We start from the raw sequence: 13,294 nt of genomic DNA, 5'->3' as shown, positions 1-13,294 counted from the left end.
GAGGTCAAGAGGCGCAAGCCGGACTTCGCGCGCAGGCCGCCTCCCCGCGCATTTTCATGCCCCTATGTCAGCCTCGCCTTGCCATTTGTAAGGTGTTGTTGACATTGTCAGCGAATCACGACAATATGTAAGGGAAGGCTGACACGTGGGGACACCACTGGGTGGCCCCAAAATATAATTTGCATCCGGTTATGAAGAATAAACTCAAAATATTGCGCGCGATGCATAATTGGTCGCAGGCCGATCTGGCCTTGCGGCTTGATGTCTCGCGGCAGGCGGTCAACGCGGTCGAAACGGGAAAATATGACCCCTCGCTCCCGCTCGCCTTCAAAATTGCGCGTTTATTCGATTTACCGATCGAGGAGATTTTCGATGATGAATGGAGCGCCAGCAATGACGGATAAGCTTCCAGACGATATGCCGGACAACATGTCCGACGATCCAGACAATGGCGGCCATTTCAAACCCGTTGCCTTTTTTGCGCTGACAGGCGTCGGCGCTACTTTCACGGCCGCGGTCCTCATTGGATTTTTCACCAAGCATATAGAGCTAGGTGGCGGCGCATTGCGTCCGCTTGAATGGGCCATCGTCCTTGGCGTTGCGGCTATGCTTTTGCTGTGCGGGGCGCTGTTTTTAAAGCAAGTCCCCGCCTTTTTCGGAACGTCTGCGGTAAGCAACCGGCGCGAAAAGCTTAATCGCCGGATTATGACAGGTGCGCTTCTGCTCGGGGTTATCATCGGCATGGTCATGACCATATCGGGCCAAGGTGCAGGCGACGCATCGCCGTTTAGCAGCGGGCCTCTGCCGCCCCTCACCGCGCTCATCCTTGCTGGCGTGACCGCAATCTTCATGCCGCTCATATCCTATTATTGGCACAAAAATGCTACCGATGAGCTGGAAGAAGCCGCTTATCGCGATGGCGCGATGTGGGCCTGCTATTTCTACTGGACGGTAAGTTCGACCTGGTGGCTGTTATGGCGCGGCGGCATGGCCCAGCCGGTCAATGGCGTGCTCATCTTTTTCGGCACGATTTTCGTCAGCCTCACCGTGTGGATGTGGAAGAAATATCGTTAAGCCAACCCGCAAAGCGGGCGCTTGCCGACCTTGCACGCCCCCCTCGCAACACCCATTTCCCTTTTTCACTCAGGAGACAAAGCCTCATGACCCTTGCCCATCCTTTTTCCAACAAATGGAAAAAATTGCTGAATACCGCGATTGGCGGCGCGTTATTGCTCACCGGTTGCACCGCAGCCGATAGCAAACCGAACAGCGCCTCGACCAAAGCGGCGGCCACGACCAACGACAATAGCGATCCTGCGCTATGGGTGGTCAAGGACCATGACACGACCATCTATATGTTCGGCACCGTCCATCTGTTGAAGCCCGGCCTCAGTTGGTTTGACGAGGCAGTCAAGGAAGCGTTCGACAAATCGGATACGCTGGTCATGGAGATTGCCGATGTGACCGACCCCGAAGCGATGAAAGCGATGGAACCGCTCGTCAAAAAATATGCGGCCGATGCCAATGGCAAGAAATTGCGCGACAAGCTGACGGTCGAACAACGCAGCATTTTCGACGCGGAAATGACCAAGCTCGGTATGCCCGCCACGACATTTGATGCTTATGATCCGTGGTTCGTGTCGACAGTGCTATCGATGGCCCATTATGGCAAGGCCGGGATGAGCCCTGAAAGCGGCGCGGAAAAGGTGCTGGCGGCGGCGGCCAAGGCTTCGGGCAAGAAGATGGAATCGCTTGAAACCGCCGAACAGCAATTTGGCTGGTTCGACGCGACCCCCGAAAGCGAGCAGGTGACGGGACTGATTGAAGTCATCACCAAGGGCGATGAAATTGCCTCTTACATTGATCGCATGTCGACCGCGTGGAACAAGGGCGATGCGGATGGTCTCGCTGCGGTCCTCAACGAAAATATCGACCATACCCCCGAAACCCGCCGCTTGCTGTTGACCGACCGCAATGCGCGTTGGGCGGAATGGGTGGAAAAGCGGCTGGAACAGCCCGGCACCGTGTTCATGGCGGTGGGCGCAGGCCATCTGGCGGGCAAGGACAGCGTTCAGGACTTCCTCGCCAAGCGCAATGTGAAGGTCAAGCGCATCCAATATTGAGGCGTGACGCCAAAGGGGGCAGCGGCTATCCTTGAACGGATGTCCCTGCCCCCTTTTCTTGTGCGCGCTCTAATGGCGGGCGGTTTCGCCTTACTGGCCGCCTGCGACCCGCAGCCCGCCGCCAAGCCGCCCGAACCGCACCAACCTACAGTGCAAAGCGCGCCTGCGCCTGTTGCCTATCATAGCCCCGCATTATGGGTCGTGCGCGATGCGGATACGACCATCTATCTGTTCGGCACCTTCCATATGCTGAAACCCGGCGCATCATGGTTTGATGGCGCAATCCGTAACGCCTTTGGAGCATCGGACACGCTGGTGACCGAAATCAAACAGCCCGATAATCCGATGGCGTTGGGTCCGGCGACCATTGCGCTGGCAACCGATCCCGACGGTCCGCCGCTCAGCCGCAAGCTGCCCCAAGCGGCGCGCGCGCCCTATCGCGCCTTTGCCGAAGCCCAAGGGCTGCGTGCCCAATCGCTGGAACGTTATGAAGCCTGGTATGTGGCGAGTGTGCTGGCGACCGCGCGGTATCGCAAGCTTGGACTGGACCCCAAGGCGGGGGCCGAACGCATATTGGTCGCAAATCTTCGCCCCGCCCAGCGCCACGAAGCGTTGGAAACGCCCGAAGCCCAGCTTGCCATGCTCGATAGCGTGCCGGAAGCCGAACAAATTGACGCGCTCGCGCAACTGGTGACGAGCAAGGCCGACCCGATAGTGTCGACCGATAAAATGCTTAGCCTTTGGTTGAAAGGCGATGCCGATACGCTTGCGGCTTCCAAAAATGGCGCGCTTTACAAGCTGCCGGACATGGCGCGGATCATGTTGTTCGAACGTAACCGGCGCTGGGCCGCTTGGATAAAACAGCGCATGGCGCACCCCGGCACGGTGTTTATCGCGGTCGGCGCGGGCCATCTGGCGGGGCAAAATAGCGTGCAACATTATCTCGTAACCGACCAGGGGCTTAACCCGCAACGCATCAAGGATTGATGCCGCGCGCAAAGCCCGATAGCAAGCCTATCATGCAGCATCCCCGCCCCCGCTCCCGCCTCCGCACCTTCCCCCTGTCCGCGCTCGGCGCATTGGCGCTTGTCGGCTTGGCGCTGACCGGCTGTAACCGCAAAAGCGATGCGCCCACCGAACCGGCGCAAACAAACGGACAGGCGCAATCCACGGCCAAACAGGTTGAACAGGAAGTGCAACTCCCCCTCGGTGCCTCACGCCCTGCTTTGTGGAAGCTGTCGGATGATGACACCACCATCTTCCTGTTCGGCGGCGTGCATATGCTGCCGACCGGCCTCGATTGGCAGTCGGGCATGGTCAATGAGGTGATTAACAGCGCGGATATGCTCGTCCTCGAACTGTCGCCCGAAGAACAGGCCAAGGCCCCCGATGTGCTTGCCAGCATTGCCGCCGACAGCCCGCAAGACCCGATAGAGGAGCGCATCCCGCCGCAATTTGTGGGCGAATTTGAAAAGCTCGCGAGCCGCACCCGCATCAGCCGCGCGCAACTGGACGGAATGGAAAGCTGGGCAGCGGCGCTGATGCTCGGCAATGCGGTATCGCGCAATGCCGCGCTCTCGCTCGACAATGGCACCGAAAAGCAACTGACCAAAAGGTTCGAAGCGCAGGGCAAGCCCGTGTCCGGCCTTGAAACCGCCGAATATCAGCTTGGCCTGTTCGATAGCCTGTCCCAGCAGACTCAGGATATTTTGCTCGCGCGCACCATTGGCGACGCCGATACTGCCAGCGCCAAATTCGACCGGCTGATCGCGGCTTGGGCCAAAGGCGACACCGACAGCGTCGCTTATTATGCCGATAGCGAATTGCGCGCGGTGCCGGGGCTTGCGCTCCCGCTCCTCACGCGGCGCAACCAGCAATGGGCCGCGTGGATCCGCGACCGGATGGAAGCCCCCGGCACCATCCTCATCGCGGTCGGCACCGGCCATCTGGTAGGCGATGATAGCGTCCAGTCGATGCTCGAAGCCCAAGGCTATAAGGTCGAGCGGGTGCAATAAAGCGAACCCGCCCTACCCCGCTTGCAATTCGCGCGCTTCCCGCCTATAGGCGCCGCTTCCTTTGCCATGGTCATCCCTGGAGGCGTGGCGGGAATGGGGCGCGTAGGATGCGCGTTTCACACTTTATATCTTGGAGTTATCTATGAGCGATCAGCTGACCTTGTCGGCCGAAGCGCGCGAACGGGCTGGCAAGGGAGCCTCCCGTGCATTGCGTCGTGAAGGCCGCGTACCCGCCGTCATTTATGGTGGCAAGGAAGAACCGCAAACCATTCACGTTGAAGAAAAGGCGCTCGTCAAAGCTTTGATGACCGGTTTCTTTATGAACTCGATCATCATGGTCGAAGTCGGTGGCAAGAAAATCCGCACCCTTCCCAAGGATGTTGCGTTCCACCCCGTCACCGAACGCCCCGAACATGTCGACTTCTTCCGTCTCGCGAAGGACGCCACCGTAACGGTTGCTGTTCCGGTCCGCTTTGAAAATGAAGAAGCATCGCCGGGTCTCAAGAAGGGCGGCGTGTTGAACGTGGTCCGTCACGAACTCGAACTGGTGTGTGACGCGGACGCGATCCCTGACGAAATCGTCATCGACGTGACCGGCACCGAAGTCGGCGATTCGATCCATATTTCGGCTGTCACCCTGCCCAAGGGTTCGTCGAGCGCGATCACCGACCGCGATTTCACCATCGCGACGATCGTTGCACCTTCGGCGCTGAAGTCCGAAGAAGGCGACACCACCAAGGAAGGTGAAGGCGAAGAAGGCGAAGCGGAAGCTTAATTTTTCCGCGCCCTTTTGGCTTGAATATAAACCGGCGGTCGGCAAAAGCTTACCGCCGGTTTTTTTTGTTTTAGGAAAAGTTGCAAATATCCATGAGCAGCGCGCTCCAGCTTTGGGTCGGCCTCGGTAATCCGGGTCCGCAATATGCGATGCACCGCCACAATGTCGGCTTCATGGCGCTTGACGTCATGGCCGAAATTTACGGTTTTTCGCCTGCCAAAAAAGCGTTTAACGGCTGGGTGCAGGAAGGACGCATCGGAACGCAGAAATTGCTGTTCTTGAAGCCTGCCACCTTCATGAATGAAAGTGGCCGCTCGATCCGCGCGGCGATGAATTTTTACAAGCTTGCGCCCGAAGATGTGACCGTATTCCACGACGAACTCGACCTCGCGCCGTTCAAGGTCAAGGTCAAGATGGGCGGCGGCAGCGCGGGGCATAATGGTTTGAAATCCACCACCCAGCATCTTGGTCCCGATTATCGCCGCGTGCGCATCGGCATCGGCCACCCGGGCCATAAGGACCGCGTCACCGGCTATGTGCTCGGCAATTATGCCAAGAGCGAAATGGATGATTTGACCGACATGCTGGGCGCGATCAGCGCCGAAGCCGAATGGCTCGCCAAGCATGACGACCCGCGCTTTATGAGCGATGTTGCCGGACGGTTGCAGGACGACTGATCGGCATTGGCGCCATGCTTGCGGGTTAGCCCCAAGCCGATGCCAACCGCTCCCGCTTGTCTAAGCGCCATTCTATCCTTAGAGACGCCGCGTGAACGGCTTTTCGCCTTAAAAAATTCGAAACAAGGTTTATTTCATGGGTTTCAAATGCGGTATCGTCGGACTGCCTAATGTCGGCAAGTCCACTTTGTTCAATGCGCTGACCGAAACGCAGGCGGCGCAGGCGGCGAACTATCCTTTCTGCACGATCGAGCCCAATGTCGGCAATGTCGCGGTGCCGGACCCGCGCCTCGACAAGCTTGCCGCGATTGCGGGCAGCCAGAAGATTATCGAAACCCAATTGGCGTTCGTCGATATTGCTGGGCTAGTGCGCGGCGCGTCGAAGGGTGAAGGGCTGGGCAACCAGTTTCTCGGCAATATCCGCGAAGTGGACGCGATTGTCCATGTGCTGCGCTGCTTTGAAAATGACGACATCCAGCATGTCGAAAACAAGGTGGACCCGATTGCGGATGCGGAAACGGTCGAAACCGAATTGATGCTGTCCGATCTGGAAAGTCTTGAAAAGCGCGTCCCCAACCTTGCCAAGAAAGCCGCGCAGGGCGACAAGGAATCGAAGATTGCGGTGTCCGTGTTGACGCAGGCCCTCGAATTGCTGCGCAATGGCAAGCCTGCCCGCCTCACCGAACCCAAGGATGCTGAAGAGGCACGCGTGTTTGCGCAGGCCCAGCTTATCACCGCCAAGCCCGTCCTTTATGTGTGCAACGTCAATGAAGAGGAAGCGTCGACCGGCAACGCCTATTCCGCGCGCGTGATGGAAAAGGCCGCAGCCGAAGGCGCGCAGGCCGTGTTGGTATCGGCGAAAATCGAAGAAGAGCTGGTCGGCATGGACGCCGAAGAAAGGCTCGCTTTTCTGGAAGAAATGGGCCTTCACGAAACCGGCCTCGCGCGGGTTATCCGGGCGGGCTATGAACTGCTCCACCTCCTCACCTTCTTCACTGTCGGCCCCAAAGAAGCGCGCGCCTGGACCGTGCATAAGGGCGCAACCGCCCCTGAAGCGGCGGGCGAAATCCACAGCGATTTCCAGAAAGGCTTCATCCGCGCCGAAACCATCGCTTTCGACGATTATGTAGCTCTCGGCGGCGAAAGCAAAGCACGCGAGGCGGGCAAGCTGCGCGCCGAAGGCAAAGCCTATGTCGTCCATGACGGCGACGTGATGCACTTTTTGCACAGTAGTTGAGGCGGCACCCTCCTCAATATATCGTCATTGCGAGCGTAGCGAAGCGCCGCTGCCCTTAACCCACACCATCGTCATTGCGAGCCGCGAAGCGGCGCGGCCCTTAACCCCACTCCATCGTCATTGCGAGCGTAGCGAAGCAATCCAGCGCAGCCTTGCGCGGCTCTGGATTGCCGCGCCGCTTCGCGGCTCGCAATGACGTATGAAGGGGAATTGGAGCCTAACCCGCATCCCCGTCAAAAGCCTGCAAGATCGGGCAATGGCCTCCCCCGCCCGCCGCACATTCGCTGGCGAGTTTGGAAAGGGCGGTGCGCGCCTCCGACAATGTGGCGATTTTCTCGTCAATCGCGGCGATGCGTTTGACGGTAAGCGCACGGACTTTGGCGCGATCCTTGGCTTCATCGAGCGCGAGCAACTCGCCAATTTCTTCAAGCGTAAAGCCTGCGCTTTGGGCCGCGCGGATGAATTTGAGGCGGCGTAGGTCGGTTTCGTCATAACGTCGCACCCCTGCGCCCCATCCGTCGCCGCCGGGGCGCACCGGCACGCCCATCAGCCCGCGCCGCTGGTAATAGCGGATAGTTTCCACCCCCACCCCGCCCGCTTCGGCCAATTTCCCGATGGTGCGCTGCATAAGCCTTGACTCCGTACTGTGGTACAGACCCTATATGGGCGGTATGTCCCAGGATACAACCAGCCCTTCTCCCCCTTCTCCCGCCCCCGCGCCCAAGCAAGCGACCCTCTATCGCATGGTCATGCCAAGCCACACTTGCCCTTATGGACTACAGGCGCTCCACCTCCTGAAAAGTCATGGTTTTCAAGTCGATGACAGGCACCTGACGACCCGCGCCGAAACTGATGCGTTCAAGGAAAAGCATGGCGTCAAAACCACGCCCCAGACCTTTATCAACGGCGATCGGGTTGGCGGATATGATGATCTGCGCCGCTATTTCGGGCTCAAGGTCGCCGATCCCGCCGCGACCAGCTATACCCCCGTCATCGCCCTGTTTGCGATGACCGCGCTGATGGCGCTGGCGGCTAGCTATGCAGCCTTCGGTTCGCCCTTCACCATCCGCGCGGGCGAATGGTTTGTGTCGTTCAGCATGTGTATCCTCGCGCTCTTGAAACTTCAGGATGTCCGCAAATTTGCGACGATGTTCCTGAACTATGACCTGCTCGCCAAACGCTGGGTGCCTTATGCTACTATCTATCCGTTCGCCGAAGGTTTGGCTGGCGTGTTGATGACCGCGCACTGGTTACCACTTGCTTCGATTCCGGTCGCGCTGTTTATCGGCGGCATCGGCGCGGTGTCGGTGTTCAAGGCGGTCTATATCGACAAGCGCGAGCTGAAATGCGCGTGTGTGGGCGGGAGCAGCAATGTGCCGCTGGGCTTTGTCTCGCTCACCGAAAACCTGTTCATGATCGCAATGGCGGTGTGGATGATCGCCCGCCTGTGATGCGTCTGTTTGCCTTTGCAATATTGCTGCTGCTGGCCATGCCCGCGGCGGTGATGGCGGCCTGTCATAGCGCGCCGTCCAAGACCGATAATGCCGCTTGCCACCAGCAAGGCGATAGCAGTCCGCACCAGCCATCCGCGCCTGCTTCCGCTATAGTATCGCCCGACTGTATCGGCTGCGCCATCCCGCAAGATAGCGCGCGCCCGCTGGCGGCCCTCTCCCCCAGCGAACCGACTCCTTATCGCACCATGCTGGCCGCCTTTCGTCAACAGCATGAAAGCGGCCTCGACCCGCCCCCGCCGCGAAGCTTTGGCTGAACCCGATTGTTCACCATTTTTGCTTCAAGGATTTTTTATGTTGATGAAATTAACCGCCGGGGCCGCGCTCGCGCCCCTCGGCCTGCTTGTTGCCGCGCCTGCGCTTGCACAAGATCATAGTGCGCAAGACCATAGCGCGCACCAAAGCCACCCGCAAAGCTCCGACACTGCGCCGCCGCAACCGCATAAAGCGATGGATCATAAGGCTATGGACCATAGCGCCCACGCCCCTGACAAGGCCGAACATAGCGCACATGGGAATGCCAGCGCCTTCACCAATGGTTCCGGCACCGCGCGCCTCCCCGGCAATGAAGGCGGGATGCACGGGCTGATGACCAATGCCGGTGATTGGCACCTTATGGCGCATGGCTTTGTGCAAACGGCTTATACCGATCATGGCGGCAAGCGCGGGGATGATAAATTCTACGTCACCAATATGGCGATGTTTTCCGCCGCGCGGGAATTTGAAGGCGGGCGCTTTGAAGCGCGCACTATGCTGAGCTTAGAACCCGCGATGAGCCCGCGCGGCTATCCCAATCTGTTTGCCACCGGCGAAACCGCTTATGGCGACCCGTTGGTTGATCGCCAGCATCCCCATGACCTGTTCATGGAACTGGCCGCGCGGGTGGATGTTGATGTCGCCGATAATGCCAGCCTGTTCCTTTATGGCGGCCCCGTCGGGGAACCGGCCATCGGGCCGAGCGCCTTCATGCACCGCGCTTCTGCCAAATATAATCCCGAACCGCCTATCACCCATCATTGGTTCGATTCGACCCATATTACCTATGGCGTGCTGACCGGCGGCTTTTCCGCGCAGAAATTCCAGCTTGAAGCGTCAGCCTTCCGTGGCCGCGAGCCGGACGAGGATCGCTGGGATATTGAAAAACCCAAGCTCGATAGTTGGGCAGTGCGCGCAAGCTTTACGCCTTCCCCTGCCTGGACCGGGCAAATATCCACAGCGCATCTCAAATCCCCCGAAGTTTCCCATGCGGGCGATGAACAGCGCACCACCGCAAGCATCCATTATGCCAGCGATAACGGCCTGTCAGCGATGGCAGCTTTTTCGGCCAAGGATCTGAAACCCGGTCCCACGCTCACCGCTTGGCTTGCCGAGGTCAATTATGACCTTAGCGACCGGCACAGCCTGTTTGCCCGTTATGAAAATGTGAAAAATAGCGAGCTATTTCCCGATCATGACCATCCGCTTCATGACCAGCCCTTTCGCGTTGCGAAAATGCAGGCGGGCTATGCCTACCGCTTGCCCGTAACCGATGCGGTCGAACTGGCCCTTGGCGGGTCGCTGGCGGCCTATGCCAAGCCCGATATGCTCGATCCTTTTTACGGAAAAAACCCGATAGGCTATACTTTGTTTGCGAAGCTGTCCTTGGGGCATTAAGCAACAGGGTCATGACCAGCATGACCCGATTCAAATTGGTCGCAGGGGCAGTCGTCGCGCTGTCCCTGTCGGCCTGTGAAACCGCCCCGACCCCCACCGGCAGCGTTGGCGTGCCCGCCCCGCCAAGCAGCCCTGCCGCGCCCGCCGAAGTGCGCGCGCCGTTGACATTGCTGGTGTCGATAGACGGGTTCCACCCCAGCTATCTCCAGCGCGGGGTCACGCCGCATCTTAACCAGCTTATCAAGACCGGTGTTTATGGTCCGATGCGTCCCAGCTTTCCGAGCAAGACTTTCCCCAACCATTACACCATCGTCACCGGCAAACGCCCCAATAATCACGGCATTGTCGACAATAATATGCGCGACCCTGCGCGTCCCGGTCCCGGTGAAAATTTCAGCCTTGGCAATACCCGTCAGGCGCTCGACCCTTTCTGGTGGAGTCAGGCCGAGCCGGTTTGGGTGACCGCGGAAAAGCAGGGCATCCGCACGGCGACGATGTTCTGGCCCGGCTCCGAAGTTGCGATCCATGGCGGCCGCCCGCAAGATTGGGAGCGGTTCGACCAGAATGTTAGCAATACCCAGCGCGCCAATGCGGTGATCGACTGGGTGCGCCGCCCCGCCAATCTGCGTCCCAAGCTTATCACCGTCTATTTTGATACGGTCGATACGGCAGGCCATAAATTCGGCCCTGCTGCGGCAGAAACCACCAAAGCGGTTGCCGATGTCGACACGCAAATCGGCTATATCGTCGATAGCATCAAGGCGTTGCACCAGCCGGTCAATATCATCGTCACATCCGATCATGGCATGGCCGCGACCAGCAATGACCGCTTGATCGACCTCGACAAATTATTGACGCGCGACAATTACCAGTTGGTCGGTTCCGGCCCGTTTGCAACGCTCAACCCGTTACCCGGCAAGGATGCGATTGTCGAAGCCGCGCTCGTCAAACCCGCAACGCCGCACGCCAATATGACGTGCTGGAACAAGAAAGATATTCCGGCCCAATATCAATATGGCAGCAACCCGCGCATCCCGGCGATTTTCTGCCTCGCCAATATGGGCTGGAAGGTTGTCATGGGGAAACCCGAATATGACGCCAATGGCGGCGATCATGGCTATGATAATTTCTCGCCCGAAATGCAGGCAATTTTCATCGCCAATGGTCCGGAAATATTGAAGGGCAAGACATTGCCGGTGTTCGACAATGTCGATGTTTATCCGCTCATCGCCTATCTTATCGGGATGCAGCCGCTTCCCTATGACGGTGTGCCGCATCTTCCCGCCGATATTCGCAATGGGCCCGCCATTGTGCCTGCAACCACGGGGACCAAGCCATGAGCGATATTGCCTATTATGAGGATCTGGAAGTCGGCAGTAAAAGCGCGTTCGGACATTATGAAGTGACGCGCGAAGAGGTTGTCGATTTTGCGGGCAAATATGACCCGCAACCCTTTCACCTCGATGATGCCGCCGCGGCCAAAACCCATTTCGGCAAGCTATCCGCCAGCGGTTGGCACACTTGCGCGATGACGATGGCGATGCTGGTCAAGGAATGGTCGCAGCATCGCGTGGCCTCGCTCGGCTCGCCCGGCATTGACGAGTTGCGCTGGTTGCGCCCTGTCTATCCCGGCGACACGTTGCGTGCGGAAAATGAGTTGATCGAAAAACGTCGCTCGGCCAGCCGTCCGGAAATGGGCCTGACCAAGGCGCGCACTACCGTGTTCAACCAGAATGACGAGCCGGTCCTGTCGATGATTTCCAACGGTCTGGTGGCGGTGCGAAACCCCGACCAAGCCTAGATTTCGCCACCTCTACCCCGCCGCCCTAAACCTGATTTTACAATGGCTTTGGGGAATTTCGTGGCAATCGGTCTAAATTGCTCTATCGTCCGCGCCGTGTGTTCCCCACGCACATTCTTTCTGTCTAGGAGAAGGAGGGAAGCTTATGGCTCAGGATTGGGCAGCTGACGTAAAAAAATTCGTGGCAAATGCCGACGATGAAGTCATCAATGCAATCGTCAAATATTGCGGTATCGCTCTGCATAATCAGGATTCCTCGTTGGTATCCTTTACCGATTCGACCGAAACGGACCGGGTCCGCGAAAATTTCCTCAAAAAGAAATTAGGCCTGACCCAATCGGATGCCGATCTTGACGCGGGCATCGCGGCAGTCGGCGAGCGGATGAAGGGCACCAACTTCAAAAACCGCGTAACGGTCTATTATCTGTTGCTCGAACAATTCGGCATGATGGACTTCTTCCGCAAGGGCGCAAGCGCTGTTGGCGGAGCGGTAGGCGCAGCCGCTGGCGCAGGAGCCGCCGCTGCGGCAGGTCTTGCCGCTTCGGCCAAGGGCAAAGCCGATGATGCGGATGCCGCACCCGTTGCACCCGCTGCCAAAGTTGAAGCAGCCCCCGTAACGCCCGCCCCTGCTCCCGAACCGGTGGCCAGCACCAGCACGGCGGCCCCTGCCGCTGCACTTGGCGCGACCGCTGCGACAGCTGCAGGCGCAACGGCTGCGGCGGCTTCGAGCGGCAATGCGGACACGCGCCCGCTGGCAGCAGCGTCAAATTATGACAGCCCGCCGGTGCATCATGAACCGGCCTATGTCGAGGAAGAAAGCAAATCCGGCCTTGGTTGGCTGTGGTGGCTGCTTGGTGCGCTCCTCCTGCTTGCCTTGTTGTGGTGGCTATTCTTCCGGCAACCTGCGGCGGCTCCGGTGGATGCAACCGTTGGCGATACGGCGGCGACAGCTTCGACGACGCCCGATGGCACGGCGGCGACCGGCGACGGTGTCCCGGCTTCCGACGCCCCGGTCACCGATCTCACCAAAGCGCCTGCAGAAGGCACGGCGACCATCCCAGCAGGCGCTGGCGTGACGTCGGAACTGCGCGACAGCAAGCCGGTGGTGAAGGTCTATTTCGACACCGCTAAAACCGATGTGGCTCCGGCCTTCGCAGCAAGTGCAACCGCGCTCAAAACCTATCTGGATAGCCATGCGGGTAGCAAGCTTGCGGTGTCGGGCTTTAACGACCCGCGCGGCGATGCGGCCAAAAATGCCGAATTGTCGAAAAACCGTGCGCAGGCGGTGCAGGCGGAACTGGTCAAGGCCGGTATTGCCGAAACCTCTATCGAACTGGTGAAGCCCGAAGCGGCGACCGATACCACGACCGACAATGCCAATGCGCGCCGTGTCGAAGTGGTGGTTCGTTAAGAAACGGATACACGCCTGCGCAAAGCAGGATATTCATTCAGAAAAGGCCGGGGCATCATGCTCCGGCCTTTTCTTTTGCCCCGCTTACGCC

15 protein-coding genes are annotated in these 13,294 nt (G+C 58.9%); 14 read left to right on the top strand and 1 reads right to left on the bottom strand.

The window, feature by feature from the left end:
* The first annotated feature begins 191 nt into the window (after positions 1-191).
* The 8 genes from DMP17_RS02590 (at position 192) to ychF (ending at position 6,827) form a co-directional block, all read left to right on the top strand.
* Positions 192-404 (top strand): helix-turn-helix transcriptional regulator, encoded by a 213-nt coding sequence (locus DMP17_RS02590; RefSeq protein ID WP_337827521.1) that lies wholly within the window; start codon positions 192-194, stop codon positions 402-404.
* A complete protein-coding gene (locus tag DMP17_RS02585) occupies positions 373-1,074 on the top strand; it encodes a hypothetical protein (protein ID WP_337827520.1) in 702 nt (233 codons plus the stop codon). The genes DMP17_RS02590 and DMP17_RS02585 overlap by 32 nt, the downstream gene beginning before the upstream one ends.
* An 86-nt stretch (positions 1,075-1,160) precedes the next feature.
* On the top strand, positions 1,161-2,123 hold the full coding sequence (locus DMP17_RS02580) for a TraB/GumN family protein (protein ID WP_337827519.1): 963 nt from the start codon (positions 1,161-1,163) through the stop codon (positions 2,121-2,123).
* Positions 2,124-2,162: 39 nt separating this feature from the next.
* Entirely contained in the window at positions 2,163-3,110 is a 948-nt protein-coding gene (locus tag DMP17_RS02575) for a TraB/GumN family protein (RefSeq protein WP_337827518.1), read from the top strand.
* Between the two features lie 32 nt (positions 3,111-3,142).
* On the top strand, positions 3,143-4,138 hold the full coding sequence (locus DMP17_RS02570) for a TraB/GumN family protein (protein ID WP_337827517.1): 996 nt from the start codon (positions 3,143-3,145) through the stop codon (positions 4,136-4,138).
* A 142-nt stretch (positions 4,139-4,280) separates the two neighbouring features.
* Positions 4,281-4,913: a 50S ribosomal protein L25/general stress protein Ctc gene (locus DMP17_RS02565; RefSeq protein ID WP_337827516.1), complete on the top strand. Its 633-nt coding sequence runs from the start codon at positions 4,281-4,283 to the stop codon at positions 4,911-4,913.
* A 92-nt stretch (positions 4,914-5,005) separates the two neighbouring features.
* Positions 5,006-5,590 (top strand): aminoacyl-tRNA hydrolase, encoded by a 585-nt coding sequence (gene pth, locus DMP17_RS02560; RefSeq protein WP_337827515.1) that lies wholly within the window; start codon positions 5,006-5,008, stop codon positions 5,588-5,590.
* Between the two features lie 136 nt (positions 5,591-5,726).
* Positions 5,727-6,827 carry a redox-regulated ATPase YchF gene (gene ychF / locus DMP17_RS02555; RefSeq protein ID WP_337827514.1) on the top strand — a complete coding sequence of 367 codons (1,101 nt, stop codon included), beginning with the start codon at positions 5,727-5,729 and terminating at the stop codon, positions 6,825-6,827.
* A gap of 217 nt (positions 6,828-7,044) precedes the next feature.
* On the opposite strand, the gene DMP17_RS02550 is transcribed toward ychF, so the two are convergent.
* Complete coding sequence (locus DMP17_RS02550) at positions 7,045-7,455, bottom strand: MerR family transcriptional regulator (protein ID WP_337827513.1); 411 nt, start codon at positions 7,453-7,455, stop codon at positions 7,045-7,047.
* Positions 7,456-7,489: 34 nt separating this feature from the next.
* On the opposite strand from DMP17_RS02550, the gene DMP17_RS02545 reads away from it, so the two are divergent.
* From DMP17_RS02545 to DMP17_RS02520, 6 genes are all read left to right on the top strand, one after another.
* Positions 7,490-8,278 (top strand): glutaredoxin family protein, encoded by a 789-nt coding sequence (locus tag DMP17_RS02545; RefSeq protein WP_337827512.1) that lies wholly within the window; start codon positions 7,490-7,492, stop codon positions 8,276-8,278.
* Positions 8,275-8,595 carry a hypothetical protein gene (locus DMP17_RS02540; protein WP_337827511.1) on the top strand — a complete coding sequence of 107 codons (321 nt, stop codon included), beginning with the start codon at positions 8,275-8,277 and terminating at the stop codon, positions 8,593-8,595. Before DMP17_RS02545 ends, DMP17_RS02540 begins: the two co-directional genes overlap by 4 nt.
* Positions 8,552-9,991: a hypothetical protein gene (locus tag DMP17_RS02535; protein ID WP_337827510.1), complete on the top strand. Its 1,440-nt coding sequence runs from the start codon at positions 8,552-8,554 to the stop codon at positions 9,989-9,991. The genes DMP17_RS02540 and DMP17_RS02535 overlap by 44 nt, the downstream gene beginning before the upstream one ends.
* A 161-nt stretch (positions 9,992-10,152) precedes the next feature.
* Positions 10,153-11,331, top strand: a complete 1,179-nt coding sequence (locus tag DMP17_RS02530) for an alkaline phosphatase family protein (protein ID WP_337827509.1) — start codon at positions 10,153-10,155, stop codon at positions 11,329-11,331.
* On the top strand, positions 11,328-11,792 hold the full coding sequence (locus DMP17_RS02525; RefSeq protein ID WP_337827508.1) for a MaoC family dehydratase: 465 nt from the start codon (positions 11,328-11,330) through the stop codon (positions 11,790-11,792). Before DMP17_RS02530 ends, DMP17_RS02525 begins: the two co-directional genes overlap by 4 nt.
* Positions 11,793-11,937: 145 nt before the next feature.
* Entirely contained in the window at positions 11,938-13,203 is a 1,266-nt protein-coding gene (locus DMP17_RS02520) for a DUF2853 family protein (protein WP_337827507.1), read from the top strand.
* The last annotated feature ends 91 nt before the right edge of the window (positions 13,204-13,294 follow it).

This window comes from Pseudonocardia sp. TMWB2A, from assembly GCF_017312135.1.
Note: the sequence above shows the minus strand (reverse complement) of the source record. Positions and strands in the feature narration are given on the sequence as shown.